This window comes from Aquincola sp. J276 (genome assembly GCF_024700035.1).
Classification (GTDB): Bacteria; Pseudomonadota; Gammaproteobacteria; order Burkholderiales; family Burkholderiaceae_C; genus Aquincola; species Aquincola tertiaricarbonis.
This window is the reverse complement of sequence record NZ_JAJONC010000001.1, coordinates 1,735,091-1,750,178: the sequence shown is the minus strand read 5'-3', so window position 1 is coordinate 1,750,178 and position 15,088 is coordinate 1,735,091. Positions and strand designations below refer to the sequence as shown.

Here is a 15,088-nt window from a genome sequence, read left to right as displayed (position 1 = left end):
TGTTCTCGCTTTGGATGAGAATGGAAGGGCAAACAGTAGCTTTGATTATTAGGCTATTCGTCGCAGTTGTCTCTCACGTTATTTTTCCGGCAGAGCGAAACGGGATACAGCTCTTTTGACTGTTGATAGGTATCTTGGTGTATCAATGAGCCGCCAAGAACACTCGGCGCGGTATCGAACATTTGGTCAGTTCGATGCAAACCGACGACCCACTACGCTTTCGAGCGTTAAATTTAGTTGCGGTAAGCGGCATAGGATCGCGCTCTGGCCCTTGATGGCGTTTCCAGGGACTGCGTGATTCCTGCCATGAGTTCTGGCTTTCAAGACGATGACCTCGGGGGCATGAACCAGTTTGCCTACTTGTTGGTCAAGTGCGGATCACGCTCGACCGTGGCCGGAAGACCATCGTCACCACGCATGAGTTTGCGCGCCTGCAGATGCACCGCGCGCTGGCGCACCAATGGCCTGCGCTGGCCGAGGACTGCGGGCGTGCCCTGGCGCAGCCGGATTTGTTCAAGCGTCATTTGCGCCCCCCGGCTGGTGATCTTCGAGTTCTTGCTGGCGCTCGCCCGCGGTGACGAGGCCACGATGCGTAGCAAGCTGCTCGACCGCTGCAGCCCGCGGCAGCGAGCCCGCAGCTTCCAGTTCGAGTCAGGCTTGACCAACCATTTCATCGTGGCGTACGCGACCCTGTACGCAAAGATGGCCTGGCGCGCGGGCTACGAACTCGACCTCGACACGCCGTGGATCCCGCGTGATTGGCTGCCGGTCCGGCCGCTGACGCATTACGAGCAGCCGTGGCCCTTCATGAAGGACTTCGACATCTGGCAGCCCTTCAAGGGCGACTACGCCGCCTGGTCGCCCCGGCGGCCCGCTCCCTAAAACCTGATCGCGGGCACCGGCACGCCGGTGTCCGTGGCCGCGGGCGCAGGCGCCGCGGGCACCGGCGCTGGTGTGGCCGGGGGCGTCGCGGGTTCACCCGCCGTCGTCCCGCTCGACCCCGGCCGCGCCACTGCCACCGGCCCCACCGGCGGTGCCTGGTAGTTCGGCGGCAGCCTGCTGTCGCGCGGGTAGCCGGCCACGTCCAGGTACTCGCCCCAGGTGTCCGGCGCGAAGCCGCGCAGCATCTGCGTGCCGATGCTGACGGCCGGTGCCTCGGGCGCGCCCACCACGCGCTGCCAGGCTTCGCGGTCGGCGTCGGTGCTGGCCAGGCGTTCGCGGAAGGGGATGCCGCGCTGGCGCAGGTACTCACGGCCGCGGTCGCAGGGTACGCAGTCGGTGGCGGTGAACAGCGTCACCGGGAATCTGGTGGCCACGCCGCGCAGGGCCACCGGCAGGGTGGCGATGCTGTCGTCGATGGGGGCGCCGGCCACGCCGTTGCCGCCCACCGGCGACACGCGGCCGGTGCTGTTGGTGATCGGCCGGTCGGTGTAGGTGATGCGGCCGTCGGGCTCGACGATCTTGTAGAGCGTGGGCTGCGCGCCCGCGGTGCCGGCCAGCAGGGCAGCGCTGGCCAGCAGGCAGGGCAGGGCGCGAGGACGTGCGGCAGGGCGGGGGCTCATGCGGCGCAATCTACCGCATGCAGCCCGGGGCTCACACCATGCCCTGATGGCGCATCAGCGCGTCGATCGACGGCTCACGGCCGCGGAAGGCCTTGAAGTTGTCCATCGCCGGGCGGCTGCCGCCCACTTCCAGCACCTCGCGGCGCAGGCGGCGCCCCGTCTCGACGTCCAGCGGGCCGGTTTCCTCGAAGGCGCCCCAGGCGTCGGCCGACAGCACCTCGGCCCACTTGTAGCTGTAGTAGCCCGCCGCATAACCGCCTGCGAAGATGTGCGAGAAGGTGTGCTGCGACCGGTTGAAGGGCGTGGCCTCCAGCACCGCCACCTCGCGCCGCACTTCGTCCAGCACCTGCTGCACCTGGGTGGCCGCGCCGGGCTCGTGGTGCAGGCGCATGTCGAACAGCGCGAACTCGATCTGCCGCAGCGTGGCCATGCCGCTCTGGAAGTTCTTGGCCGCGATCATCTTGTCGAACAGCGCGCGCGGCAGCGGCTCGCCGGTGTCCACGTGGGCGGTCAGGCGCTGCAGCACCTCCCATTCCCAGGTGAAGTTCTCCATGAACTGGCTGGGCAGCTCCACCGCGTCCCATTCCACGCCCGACAGGCCCGACACGCCGATGTCGGCCACCTGCGTGAGCATCAGGTGCAGGCCGTGCCCGAACTCGTGGAACAGGGTGATGACGTCGTCGTGCGTGAGCAGCGCGGGCCGGCCCGGCTGCGGCGACGGGAAGTTGCACACCAGGTGCGCCACCGGCGTCTGCAGAGTCCCCTCGGGCCGCGCCCAGCGCACGCGCACGTCGTCCATCCAGGCGCCGCCCTGCTTGCCTTGGCGGGCATAGGGGTCGAGGTAGAACTGCGCCAGCAGCGTGCCCTCACGCTCCACGCGGAAGAAGCGCACATGCTCGTGCCACACCGGCGCGGTGTCGGGGCGGATCTGCACCTCGAACACCGTCTCGATGATGCGGAACAGGCCGTCCAGCACCTTGGGTTCGGTGAAGTACTGCTTCACCTCGTTGTCGCTGAAGGCGTAGCGCGCCTGCTTCAGCCGCTCGCTGGCAAAGGCGGTGTCCCAGGGCTTGAGGTCGGTCAGGCCCAGCTCGCTGGCCGCGAACTGGCGCAGCTCCTGCAGGTCGCGTTCGGCATAGGGGCGGGCGCGCGCGGCCAGGTCAGCCAGGAAGCCCTTCACCTGCTCGGGCGACTCGGCCATCTTGGGCACCAGCGACACGTCGGCATAGCTGCCGTAGCCCAGCAGCTGCGCTTCCTCTTGGCGCAGCTGCAGCAGCTCGGTCATCACCGCGCTGTTGTCGCGCTCGGGCGGGCCCAGTTCGCTGGCGCGGGTGACGTACGCGGTGTAGATCTTCTCGCGCAGCGAACGGTCGCTGGCGTACTGCATCACCGGGTAGTAGCTCGGGAACTGCAGCGTGATCTTGTAGCCTTCCTTCTCGTCGGCCGCGGCGGCGTTGCGGGCAGCCTCGCGCACGTCTTCCGGCACGCCGGCCATCTCGGCGTCGCTGGCGCAGTAGCTGAAGGCGTCGGTGGCATCCAGCACATGCTCGCGGTACTGCTGGCTCAGCTCCGACAGCCGCTCCTGGATCTTGGCGAAGCGGGCCTTGGCCTCGCCCTGCAGCTCGGCGCCCGACAGCACGAAGTCGCGCATCGCATTGGCCAGCGCCTTGCGGCGCGGCGCGCTCAGCTGCGCGGCCTCGGGCGCGTTGGCGATGGCCTTGTACTTGGCGTAGAGCCGCTCGTCGGCGCCCAGCCGGGTGTAGAACTCGCTGATCTTGGGCAGGTTCTCGGTGTAGGCCGCGCGCAGGGCGGGCGTGTCCATCACATGGCTCAGGTGGCTGACGGCGCCCCAGCTGGTGCCCAGGCGCTCGGTGGCCACGTCCAGCACGGCGGACATGGCTTCGTAGGTGGCAGGCACCTCGTCGCTCACCGCGCGTTCCAGCGCGGCGGAGGCATCGGCCAGCAGCTGGTCCACGGCCGGGCCCACATGCTCGGGCTGGATGGCGTCGAAGGCGGGCAGGCCGCCGGTCTTGAGCAGGGGATTGGTCGAGAGGTCGGTCATGCGAGTTCCTTGTGGATGGCCCGTTTTACCGCGCCGAGGCGGCCCGTGCGGCTTCCAGGGTGTTCACCAGCAGCATCGCGATCGTCATCGGCCCCACGCCGCCCGGCACCGGGCTGATGAAACCGGCCACTTCCTTGACGCCCGCGAAGTCGACGTCGCCGCAGAGCTTGCCTTCCTCGTTGCGGTTGATGCCCACGTCGATGACGATGGCGCCAGGCTTGACCATGTCGGCCGTCAGCGTGTTGCGGCGGCCGGTGGCGGCCACCACGATGTCGGCCAGCCGGGTGTGCGCGCCCAGGTCGGGCGTGCCGCTGTGGCAGATGGTGACGGTGGCATGCGCCTGCAGCAGCAGCAGCGCCATCGGCTTGCCCACCGTGTTGCTGCGGCCGATGACGACCGCATGCTTGCCCTTGATCGGCACGCCGGTGCTTTCGATCAGCTTCATGCAGCCGTAGGGCGTGGCCGGGCGCAGGCCGGGCAGCCCGCTCATCAGCTCACCCGCGCTACGCACCGAGAAGCCGTCCACGTCCTTCTCGGGCGCGATGGCCTCGATCACCTTGTGCGGGTCGATGTGCCGGGGCACGGGCATCTGCACCAGGATGCCGTGGATGGCCTCGTCCGCGTTCAGCGCGGCGATGCGCGCCAGCAGCTCGGCCTCGGTCAGCGAGGCGGGGTACTGCTCCAGCACCGAATGCAGGCCGTTGTCGTTGCAGGCCTTGACCTTGTTGCGCACGTACACGGCGCTGGCCGGGTCGTCGCCCACCAGGATGACGGCCAGCCCCGGCTTGCGGCCCTGCTGCTGTGCCAGCGCGGCGGCTTCCACCGCCACCTGGGCGCGAACTTGGTTGGAGAGGGCGGTGCCGTCGATGATCTGGGCGGTCATGGGTGGGGTCCGGAAAGTAAACAGGCCGCTGGAGGGCGGCCTGGTGGGTGGCGAGTGATCGTTGGGCGCCGCCGGCGCCGCCAAGCCGTGCGCTGCCTAGGCCTTCGATTGCGCGCCGAGCGCGATCTTCAGCAGGTCGGCCACGGTGTTGGCATTGAGCTTTTCCATGATGTTGGCGCGGTGCGCCTCCACCGTCTTGATGCTGATGCCCAGGTCGTCGGCGATCTGCTTGTTCAGGCGGCCGGCCACGATGCGTTCCAGCACCTGGGCCTCGCGCGTGGTCAGGCGGGCCAGCAGCGCGCCGCGGCTGGCTTCTTCCTGGTGCTGCGAGAAGGCCGCACGGGCCGAATCGAGCATGCGCTCCACCAGGTTCAGCAGTTCCTCTTCCTTGAACGGCTTCTCGATGAAGTCCATCGCGCCCTTCTTCATCGTGGTGACGGCCATGGGCACGTCGCCATGGCCGGTGATGAAGGTGATGGGCAGCGGCGAGCGGCGTTCCTTCAGGCGGTCCTGCAGCTCCAGGCCGCTCATGCCGTCCATGCGGATGTCGGCGATCAGGCAGGCCACTTCGCGCGGATCGAAGCGCGAGAGGAACGACTCGGCGGAGTCGAAGCACTTCACGCGGTAGTCCTTGCCCTCGAGCAGCCACTGCAGCGAATCGCGCACGGCCTCGTCGTCATCGACGACATACACGGTACCCTTTTTGGGAATCAAACTCATGAGGCAACGGTGTTGTTGGCAGGGGCTGAGGGCGCCGCCGCAGGGGGAATTCACTGCGGGGCAGGGCGGTGTCGACAGGGAGCGTGAAGACGAATCTGCAGCCCACGACCGACTCTCCATTGTAGAGGTTCTGCGCCTTGATCCGCCCCCCGGTGGCTCTCGACGATGGACCGGCACAGACCGAGGCCGATGCCCAGTCCGTCGGCCTTGGTGGAGAAGAAGGCCTCGTACATGCGCGACAGCACGTCCTCCTTCATGCCCGGGCCCATGTCGGTCACGCTGAACTCGATCACGCCGCCTTCCTCGGGCGTGTGGCGCGGCACCACGCGCAGCTCGATGTGGCGGCGCTGCGGCGGCATCTGCGCCACGTCGATGGCCTCGGCCGCGTTCTTCACCAGGTTGAGCACCACCTGCTCGATCAGGATGGGGTCGCACATCAGCGGCGGCAGGCGCTGCGCCACGTAAGTGTGCAGCTCCACGTTGCGGCGGCGCAGCTCGATGTTGGCCAGCTCCACCGCCTCGTCGATGATGGTGCGGGCCTCGGCACGCTGGCGCTGGGGCTCGCTGCGTTTCACGAAGCTGCGGATGCGGTGGATGATCTGCCCGGCCCGCTGCGCCTGGCGCGATGTCTTCTCCAGCGCGGCGATCAGGTCGTCCTTCTGGATGGCGTCGTTCTTCACCCGGCTGACCATGCCGTTGCAGTAGTTGGCAATGGCGGTCAGCGGCTGGTTCAACTCATGCGCCACCGATGAAGCCATCTCGCCCATGGTCACCAGCCGGCTGGTGACCTGCGCCTTCTCGGCCTGACGCGAGGCCTGTTCCTCCGCCCGGCGGCGGGCGGTGATGTCGGTGGCGATCAGCATCTGCGCCAGCCGGCCGTCGGTCCACTGCAGGTAGCGGCTGCGCACGTCGAACCACTTGTTGAGCGACTCGACGTACACCTCGCGTGGGTCGGAGCCGGCCTCGGTCAGCTCCTCGGTGGGCAGGCCCGAGAGGCTGTCGACCATGTCGTCCTGGTCGGCCAGGAAGCGCAGCGCGGCGTTGGGCCCGGCCAGCAGGTCGTGGCCGCGCGCCTCGGCGCCGAACCACAGCCGGTACGAGCGGTTGGCGAACAGCAGCTCGCTCTGCTGCACCGACAGCACCGACACCGCGGCGTCCAGCCCTTCCAGCACGGTGGTGAAGCGCTCGTGCGAGGCCGAGAGCTGGTCGCGGATGCGCTTGGCCTCGGTGATGTTGGTCATCGAGGTCATCCAGCCGGTCTGGTGGCCCTTGCTGTCGATCAGCGGCGAGACGTACATGCGCGCATCGAACTGCGTGCCGTCCTTGCGCATCACCTTCACTTCAATGCCGCCGGCCGGGCTGCGGCCCTGCAGTTCCTGCTGCAGCAGCCGCATGTTCTCGTCGATCAGCGTGGGCGGCCAGTGCGGGAAGGGCGGGCGCGCGCCGATCAGGTCGGCCTCGGAGAAGCCGGTCATCGCGCAGAAGGCGGGGTTCACGTAGGTGATGCGGCCTTCCATGTCGAGTGCGCGCATGCCGGTGAGCATGGAGTTCTCCATCGCGCGGCGGAAGTTGGTCTCCTGCACCAGCGCGCCCTGGATCTGCCCGCGGCGGCGCATGTGGCGCCAGGTGGCCAGCAGCATCCACACCGTCAGGCCCGACAGCGCCACCACCATCCAGAACAGCGTGTTGCTGATCAGGCCGATGGAAGTGCGCCAGCCCTGGCCGCGCACCACCAGGCCGTTGGCGGTGGGCGCCAGCGGCGCGTCGTGCACGATGGGCGCGCGCGGAATGATCTGGCTGCGGCGCGATGACTCGCTGCTGGCCACCTCGCGCGCCTGGTCGTCCAGCACGGCGATGGTGTGGCGCTTGATCACCACGTCCGGCACGGCCAGGCGCAGCAGCGTCTCCACCGAATACTCGGCCAGCAGCACGCCCGCGAAGCGGCTGCCGTCGAACAGCGGCACCTGCAGCTGGAACACCGGCGCGGCCGCGGGGTTCACGAACGCGCGCGAGTACACCGGCTGGCGCAGGTCGCGCGCCACGCCGAAGGCACGCTCGGGCTCGCTGGCGCGGCCCAGCGCGGGCAGCGAGGGATCGAGCGCCGGATTGGCCTCCACCGGATAGCCGGAGACCGAGTGGCTGGCCTTGCGCTCACGCTCGGCGGTCACCCACGCGATCTGCGTGATCTCGGGCCGTTCGCGGCCCAGCGTGGCGGCCTGGTCGATGAAGTCGGCGGCGTCGATCGGGCGGCGGGTCATCTGCCCGGCCAGCCGGATCATCTGCTCCTGGCTCTCGATCAGGCGCAGGCGGATCTGCTGCTGGACGATCTCGGTGTCGCGCCGCACCGACTCGATCTCGCGCTCGATCTCTTCGTTGCGCAGGTACCAGAAGGCCGAGATGATGGCCGCGAGGAAGAGCAGCACCGACACCAGCGGCCCGATGGTGACGAAGCGGTCCTGCCGCGCTGGCGACTGCCGCCGCCACCAGCGGTTGAGCAAGCGCTGCCCCCGGGTGAACGAAGTACTTCCTGAGGCAAACAGATCGTGGCGGGGCTGCATCGGCGGATTATCGGAGCGCGGGAAGCAGGATTTCGCGGCACGGACTCCCTCCTAAACCCTCTGAAATTTCACATTACAAAACCAACTCTCACTGTTTGAAAATTGGTGGAGTTGTGCGAAACTGCCGCCCGTTTTACCCCCGCCCCATCGACCACCTCGGTAAAAAACCAGGAGACAACGCATGTCTGCAGTGCCCGAATCCTTCTCCGGCGGCGCGGCCGCCAACGATTCCGACAGCCAGGAAACCCGCGAGTGGCTGGACGCCCTCTCTGCAGTCATCGGCGCCGAAGGCGGTGAGCGAGCGCATTTCCTGCTCGAGCAGCTGATCGACCACGCGCGTCAGGCCGGCATCGACGTGCCGTTCTCGGCCACCACCGCCTACGTCAACACCATTCCCACCGACCAGGAAGAGCGCTGCGGCGGCAACCTGGAGATCGAGGAGCGCCTGCGCGCGTACATGCGCTGGAATGCCATGGCGATGGTGGTCAAGGCCAACCGCCTGCATCCGGTGGACGGTGGCGACCTGGGCGGCCACATCTCCAGCTTCGCCTCGCTGGCCACGATGTTCGGCGCGGGCTTCAACCACTTCTGGCACGGCGACGACGGCGTGCACGGCGGCGACCTGCTCTACATCCAGGGCCACTCGGCGCCCGGCATCTATGCCCGCGCCTTCCTGGAAGGCCGCATCACCGAGGAGCAGCTGCTCAACTTCCGCCAGGAAGTGGACGGCAAGGGCATCTCCAGCTATCCGCATCCGAAGCTGATGCCGGAGTTCTGGCAGTTCCCCACGGTGTCGATGGGCCTGGGCCCGCTGATGGGCATCTACCAGGCGCGTTTCCTGAAGTACCTGCATGCCCGCGGCATCGCCGACACGAGCCAGCGCAAGGTGTGGGTGTTCTGCGGCGACGGCGAAATGGACGAGCCGGAAAGCCTGGGCGCCATCGGCCTGGCCGCGCGCGAGAAGCTCGACAACCTGATCTTCGTCATCAACTGCAACCTGCAGCGGCTGGACGGCCCGGTGCGCGGCAACGGCAAGATCATCCAGGAGCTGGAGGGCGAGTTCCGCGGTTCGGGCTGGAACGTCATCAAGCTGCTGTGGGGCAGCTACTGGGATCCGCTGCTGGCGCGCGACAAGGACGGTGCGCTGCGCAAGGTGATGATGGACACCGTCGACGGCGACTACCAGGCCATGAAGGCCAACGACGGTGCCTTCGTGCGCAAGAACTTCTTCGGCCGCGACCCCAAGCTGCTGGAGATGGTCGCCAAGATGAGCGACGACGACATCTGGCGCCTGCAGCGCGGCGGCCATGATCCGCAGAAGGTGTACGCCGCCTACCACCGCGCCGTGAACCACAAGGGCCAGCCGACGCTGCTGCTGATCAAGACCGTCAAGGGCTTCGGCATGGGCAAGATCGGCGAGGGCAAGAACACCGCCCACCAGACCAAGAAGCTGGTGGACGAGGACGTCAAGGCCTTCCGCGACCGCTTCAACATCCCCATCCCGGATGACAAGCTGGCCGACATCCCGTTCTACAAGCCGGCCGACGACACGCCCGAAATGCAGTACCTGCATGAGCGCCGCAAGTCCTTGGGCGGCTACCTGCCGCAGCGCCGTACCAAGGCCGAAGAAGCCTTCGTGGTGCCGCCGATCGAGACCTTCAAGGCCGTGCTCGAACCCACCGCCGAAGGCCGCGAGATCAGCACCACGCAGGCCTTCGTGCGCTTCCTGACGCAGCTGCTGCGCGACAAGGACCTGGGCCCGCGCACCGTGCCCATCCTGGTGGACGAGGCGCGCACCTTCGGCATGGAGGGCCTGTTCCGCCAGATCGGCATCTACAACCCCGCGGGGCAGCAGTACACGCCGGTCGACAAGGACCAGGTCATGTACTACAAGGAAGACAAGGCCGGCCAGATCCTGCAGGAAGGCATCAACGAGGCTGGCGGCATGGCCAGCTGGATCGCCGCGGCGACGTCGTACTCGACGAACAACCGCATCATGGTGCCGTTCTACATCTACTACTCGATGTTCGGCTTCCAGCGCATCGGCGACCTGGCCTGGGCCGCCGGCGACATGCAGGCCCGTGGCTTCCTGCTGGGCGGCACCTCGGGCCGCACCACGCTGAACGGCGAAGGCCTGCAGCACGAAGATGGCCACAGCCACATCCTGGCCGGCACCATCCCCAACTGCATCAGCTACGACCCGACCTTCGCGCACGAGGTGGGCGTGATCCTGCACCATGGCCTGAAGCGCATGGTCGAGAAGCAGGACAACGTCTACTTCTACCTGACGCTGCTCAACGAGAACTACCCGATGCCGGGCCTGAAGGCCGGCACCGAGGAGCAGATCATCAAGGGCATGTACCTGCTGGAAGAAGGCGCCGCACCGGCCGCCGGCGCGCCGCGGGTCAACCTGCTGGGCAGCGGCACCATCCTGCGCGAGAGCATCGCCGCCAAGGAGCTGCTGGCTGCCGACTGGGGCGTGGCCGCCAACATCTGGAGCTGCCCCAGCTTCAACGAGCTCACCCGCGACGGCCAGGACGCCGAGCGCTGGAACCTGCTGCACCCGACCGAGACGCCGCGCGTGCCCTACGTGACGGAGCAGCTGGGCGCGCATGCGGGCCCGGTGATCGCCAGCACCGACTACATGAAGAACTACGCGGAGCAGATCCGCGCCTTCATTCCCAAGGGCCGCAGCTACAAGGTGCTGGGCACCGACGGCTTCGGCCGCAGCGACTTCCGCAGCAAGCTGCGCGAGCACTTCGAGGTGAACCGCCACTACGTGGTGGTGGCGGCGCTCAAGGCGCTTGCCGACGACGGCGCGGTGCCCGTGAGCAAGGTGGCCGAGGCCATCCAGAAGTACGGCATCAACCCCGACAAGATCAACCCGCTGTACGCATAAAAGGCAGACGGAGACAACCTCATGGCATTGATCGAAGTGAAGGTCCCCGACATCGGGGACTTCAAGGAAGTCGAGATCATCGAGCTGATGGTTCAGCCCGGCGACACCATCAAGGCGGAACAGAGCCTCATCACCGTCGAGAGCGACAAGGCCTCGATGGAGATCCCCTCGTCGCACGGCGGCGTGGTGAAGGAGCTCAAGGTCAAGGTGGGCGACAAGGTCAGCGAAGGCACGCTGGTGCTGATGCTGGAATCGGCCGACGCAGGCGCTGCCGCGCCGGCCCCGGCTCCCGCAGCAGCGCCCGCGGCTGCTGCGGCGCCGGCGTCTGCTGCTGCCGCTCCGGCCCCGGCGCCCGCGCCGGCTGCGGCCGCCGGCCCGATCGAGGTGACCGTGCCCGACATCGGCGACTTCGACGAAGTGGCCGTGATCGAGGTGATGGTCAAGCCCGGCGACAGCGTGAAGGTGGAGCAGAGCCTCATCACCGTCGAGAGCGACAAAGCCTCGATGGAGATCCCGTCGTCGCATGCCGGCGTGGTGAAGGACCTGAAGGTGAAGGTGGGCGACAAGGTGTCCAAGGGCACGTTGATCGCGGTGCTGGAGGGCGCCGCCGGTGCTGCGGCGCCGGCCGCTGCCCCGTCGCCTGCTGCCGCCGCCCCGGCACCCGCAGCGGCTGCGCCCGCCCCGGCGCCGGCCGCCGCTTCGGCGCCCGCGCCCGAGCGCACTTCGCCCACCGCGGCGCTGCCGGCCCACGAGCCCGGCACGCCCAAGGGCAACCTGCCGCATGCGTCGCCCTCCATCCGCCGCTTCGCGCGCGAGCTGGGCGTGCCGCTGGAAGAAGTGAAGGGCTCCGGCCCCAAGGGCCGCATCACGCAGGAGGACGTGCAGTCCTTCGTCAAGAGCGTGATGAACGGCAGCGCGCAGACCAAGGCCGCCGCGGCTGCCAAGCCCGCGGCTGCGGCAGCCGCGGGCGGCGGTGCCTGCCCGGGCCTGCTGCCCTGGCCGACGGTGGACTTCACCAAGTTCGGCCCGGTCGAGCGCAAGGACCTCTCGCGCATCAAGAAGATCAGCGGTGCCAACCTGCATCGCAACTGGGTGGTGATCCCGCACGTCACCAACCACGACGATGCCGACATCACCGAGCTGGAGGCCTTCCGCGTGGCCACCAACAAGGAGAACGAGAAGTCGGGCATCAAGGTCACGATGCTCGCCTTCATGATCAAGGCGGCCGTGGCGGCGCTGAAGAAGTTCCCCGAGTTCAACAGCTCGCTCGACGGCGACCAGCTGGTGCTGAAGAACTACTTCCACATCGGCTTCGCGGCGGATACGCCCAATGGCCTGGTGGTGCCGGTGATCAAGGACGCCGACAAGAAGGGCATCTTCCAGATCAGCCAGGAGATGGGCGATCTGGCCAAGAAGGCGCGCGACGGCAAGCTGGGCCCGGCCGACATGAGCGGCGGCTGCTTCTCGATCAGCTCGCTGGGCGGCATCGGCGGCAAGTACTTCACGCCGATCATCAACGCGCCCGAGGTGGCCATCATGGGCGTGTGCAAGAGCACCATGGAGCCGCGCTGGGACGGCAAGCAGTTCGTGCCGCGGCTGATCCTGCCGCTGAGCCTGAGCTGGGACCACCGCGTGATCGACGGCGCGGCCGCGGCCCGCTTCAACGTGTATTTCGCTTCGCTGCTGGCTGATTTCCGCCGCATCGTCCTCTGACCGGAAGGATCACGACATGGCATTGATCGAAGTGAAGGTTCCGGACATCGGCGACTTCAGCGAAGTGGCGGTGATCGAGTTGCTGGTCAAGCCCGGCGACACGGTGAAGGCCGAGCAGAGCCTGGTGACGGTGGAGAGCGACAAGGCCTCGATGGAGATTCCGTCGTCGGCCGCCGGCGTGGTCAAGGAGCTGAAGGCCGCCATCGGCGACAAGGTCAGCGAAGGCAGCCTGCTGCTGATGCTGGAAGCCGAAGGCGCTGCGGCGCCGGCCGCTGCCGCGCCCGCACCGGCCCCGACCCCGGCCCCGGCCCCTGCGCCGGCCGCGGCACCTGCTGCCGCCGCAGCCCCGGCCCCCGCCGCCGGCAGCTATGCCGGCGGTGCCGACATCGAGTGCGACATGCTCGTGCTCGGCGCCGGCCCCGGCGGTTATTCGGCCGCCTTCCGCGCCGCCGACCTGGGCATGAAGACGGTGATCGTCGAGCGCTATCCCACCCTGGGCGGCGTGTGCCTGAACGTGGGCTGCATCCCCAGCAAGGCGCTGCTGCACGTGGCTTCGGTGATGGACGAGGTCAAGCACTTTGCCGACCTCGGCGTCACCTATGCCGAGCCGCAGGTGGACCCGGCCAAGCTGCTGGCGCACAAGAACAAGGTGGTGGGCAAGCTCACCGGCGGCCTCACCGCCATGGCCAAGATGCGCAAGGTGACGGTGGTGCGCGGCAACGGTCAGTTCGTCGACCCGCACCATCTGCAGGTCGAGGAAACGACCGGCACCGGCCGTGAAGGCACGGGCAAGACGCAGACCATCAGGTTCAAGCAGTGCATCATCGCCGCCGGCTCGCAGGCGGTGCACCTGCCCTTCTTCCCGAAGGACCCGCGCATCGTCGACTCCACCGGTGCGCTGGAGCTGCGCCAGACGCCCAAGCGCATGCTGCTGGTGGGCGGCGGCATCATCGGCCTGGAAATGGGCACGGTGTACTCCGCCACTGTCGGCGCGCGGCTGGACGTGGTCGAGATGCTCGACGGCCTGATGCAGGGCGCCGACCGCGACCTGGTCAAGGTGTGGCAAAAGATGAATGCCAAGCGCTTCGACAACATCATGCTCAAGACCAAGACCGTGGGCGCCGAGGCCACGGCCGAGGGCATCCGCGTGAGCTTCGAAGGCGAGGGCGCGCCCAAGGAACCGCAGCTCTATGACCTGGTGCTGCAGGCCGTGGGCCGCACGCCCAACGGCAAGAAGATCGGCGCCGAGAAGGCCGGCGTGATCGTGGGCGAGCGTGGCTACATCCCGGTGGACGTGCAGATGCGCACCAACGTGCCGCACATCTTCGCCATCGGCGACATCGTCGGCCAGCCGATGCTGGCGCACAAGGCGGTGCATGAGGGTCATGTGGCGGCGGAAGTCGCCTCCGGCGACACCAAGGCGCAGTTCGACGCCCGCGTGATCCCCAGCGTGGCGTACACCGACCCCGAGGTGGCCTGGGTGGGCCTGACCGAGGACGAGGCCAAGGCCAAGGGCATCAAGGTCAAGAAGGGCCTGTTCCCGTGGACGGCCTCGGGCCGCGCCATCGCCAACGGCCGCGACGAGGGCTTCACCAAGCTGCTGTTCGATGCCGAGACGCACCGCATCCTGGGCGGCGGCATCGTCGGCACGCATGCCGGCGACATGATCGGCGAGGTGGCCCTGGCCATCGAGATGGGCGCCGACGAGGTGGACATCGGCAAGACCATCCACCCGCACCCCACGCTGGGCGAGAGCATCGGCATGGCCGCCGAAGTGGCCCACGGCAGCTGCACCGACCTGCCGCCGCAGAAGCGCTGACCGGCCTCACCGCCGCGCGGGCCGCCCTTGGGCGGCCTTTTTCATGCCGCCGCGCGAAGTGGCCGCGGCTCAAGTCGGCGGGGTGGATGACGAAACAGAAGGCACGAGCCGCCCGCGTCGGGCTGGCGCCCGCGTTGTCTGCCGCCACCCGTGCCTTCCGCCTTCCGCTCCTGCGTGCCCGCAGCGTGTCCGGCGCCGCTGCTGCGACGCGGGGCCCGCTGGCTGCTGGCCGCGCTGCTGGCCGGCGCGGCGCTCGTGGCCGGCACGCTGCACGCCGCGCCGTGGGACGACGACCGCATGGCCATCGCCGCCCAGTTGCTGGGCCCGGCGGCCGTGGCCGCGTTGCCCGCGCTGCGGCCGGCGCTGGTGCAGGCCGCGGAGATGCAGGAGGAGGACCGCCTGCGCTTCGTCAACGACTTCTTCAACCGCCGTATCCGCTTCCGGGAGGACACCGTGGTGTGGAACCAGATCGACTACTGGGCCAGCCCGCTGGAAACGCTGGCGCGTGGCGAGGGCGATTGCGAGGACTTCGCCATCGCCAAGTACTTCAGCCTGGTGGCCGCAGGCACGCCCGTGTCCCGATTGCGATTGGTGTATGTCCGGGCCCAACTCGGGGGAGGCGGGCCGCCGCAAGCGCACATGGTGCTTGCCTACCATGCCTCGCCACAGGCCGATCCGCTGATCCTCGACAACCTGGTGCCCGATGTGCGCCCGGCCACACGGCGCCCGGATCTGGTGCCTGTTTTCAGCTTCAACGGCGAGGGCTTGTGGCAGGGTGTCGGGGCGGAACGTGCCGGTGATCCGGTGGCGCGCCTGTCGCGCTGGCGCGAGGTGCTGGGCAAGGCCCGCGCCGAAGGTTTTTGAGAGAAGGA

The 15,088-nt window shown here is 68.2% G+C and carries 11 protein-coding genes; 5 read left to right on the top strand and 6 right to left on the bottom strand.

What is annotated here, in order from left to right; translation table 11 throughout:
* Positions 1-356 precede the first annotated feature (356 nt).
* Positions 357-524 (bottom strand): hypothetical protein, encoded by a 168-nt coding sequence (locus LRS14_RS07970; protein ID WP_257799185.1) that lies wholly within the window; start codon positions 522-524, stop codon positions 357-359.
* Positions 525-540: 16 nt separating this feature from the next.
* On the opposite strand from LRS14_RS07970, the gene LRS14_RS07965 reads away from it, so the two are divergent.
* On the top strand, positions 541-882 hold the full coding sequence (locus LRS14_RS07965) for an immunity 49 family protein (RefSeq protein ID WP_257799184.1): 342 nt from the start codon (positions 541-543) through the stop codon (positions 880-882).
* On the opposite strand, the gene LRS14_RS07960 is transcribed toward LRS14_RS07965, so the two are convergent.
* The 5 genes from LRS14_RS07960 to LRS14_RS07940 form a co-directional block, all read right to left on the bottom strand.
* Entirely contained in the window at positions 879-1,562 is a 684-nt protein-coding gene (locus LRS14_RS07960; protein WP_257799183.1) for a glutaredoxin family protein, read from the bottom strand. The two genes, LRS14_RS07965 and LRS14_RS07960, sit on opposite strands and share 4 nt — an antisense overlap.
* Positions 1,563-1,593: 31 nt before the next feature.
* Positions 1,594-3,624, bottom strand: coding sequence for a M3 family metallopeptidase (locus LRS14_RS07955; RefSeq protein WP_257799182.1), 2,031 nt, complete (start codon positions 3,622-3,624; stop codon positions 1,594-1,596).
* 25 nt (positions 3,625-3,649) lie between these two features.
* Positions 3,650-4,507 carry a bifunctional methylenetetrahydrofolate dehydrogenase/methenyltetrahydrofolate cyclohydrolase FolD gene (gene folD, locus LRS14_RS07950; RefSeq protein WP_257799181.1) on the bottom strand — a complete coding sequence of 286 codons (858 nt, stop codon included), beginning with the start codon at positions 4,505-4,507 and terminating at the stop codon, positions 3,650-3,652.
* Between the two features lie 96 nt (positions 4,508-4,603).
* Entirely contained in the window at positions 4,604-5,227 is a 624-nt protein-coding gene (locus LRS14_RS07945; RefSeq protein WP_046112359.1) for a response regulator transcription factor, read from the bottom strand.
* Positions 5,228-5,277: 50 nt separating this feature from the next.
* On the bottom strand, positions 5,278-7,785 hold the full coding sequence (locus LRS14_RS07940) for a PAS domain S-box protein (protein WP_257799179.1): 2,508 nt from the start codon (positions 7,783-7,785) through the stop codon (positions 5,278-5,280).
* Between the two features lie 181 nt (positions 7,786-7,966).
* On the opposite strand from LRS14_RS07940, the gene aceE reads away from it, so the two are divergent.
* The 4 genes from aceE (at position 7,967) to LRS14_RS07920 (ending at position 15,080) form a co-directional block, all read left to right on the top strand.
* Positions 7,967-10,684, top strand: a complete 2,718-nt coding sequence (gene aceE / locus LRS14_RS07935) for a pyruvate dehydrogenase (acetyl-transferring), homodimeric type (RefSeq protein WP_257799177.1) — start codon at positions 7,967-7,969, stop codon at positions 10,682-10,684.
* A 21-nt stretch (positions 10,685-10,705) separates the two neighbouring features.
* A complete protein-coding gene (gene aceF / locus LRS14_RS07930) occupies positions 10,706-12,397 on the top strand; it encodes a dihydrolipoyllysine-residue acetyltransferase (RefSeq protein ID WP_257799176.1) in 1,692 nt (563 codons plus the stop codon).
* 16 nt (positions 12,398-12,413) lie between these two features.
* Positions 12,414-14,216 carry a dihydrolipoyl dehydrogenase gene (gene lpdA, locus LRS14_RS07925; RefSeq protein ID WP_257799175.1) on the top strand — a complete coding sequence of 601 codons (1,803 nt, stop codon included), beginning with the start codon at positions 12,414-12,416 and terminating at the stop codon, positions 14,214-14,216.
* A 150-nt stretch (positions 14,217-14,366) separates the two neighbouring features.
* Positions 14,367-15,080 carry a transglutaminase-like cysteine peptidase gene (locus LRS14_RS07920; protein ID WP_257799174.1) on the top strand — a complete coding sequence of 238 codons (714 nt, stop codon included), beginning with the start codon at positions 14,367-14,369 and terminating at the stop codon, positions 15,078-15,080.
* The last annotated feature ends 8 nt before the right edge of the window (positions 15,081-15,088 follow it).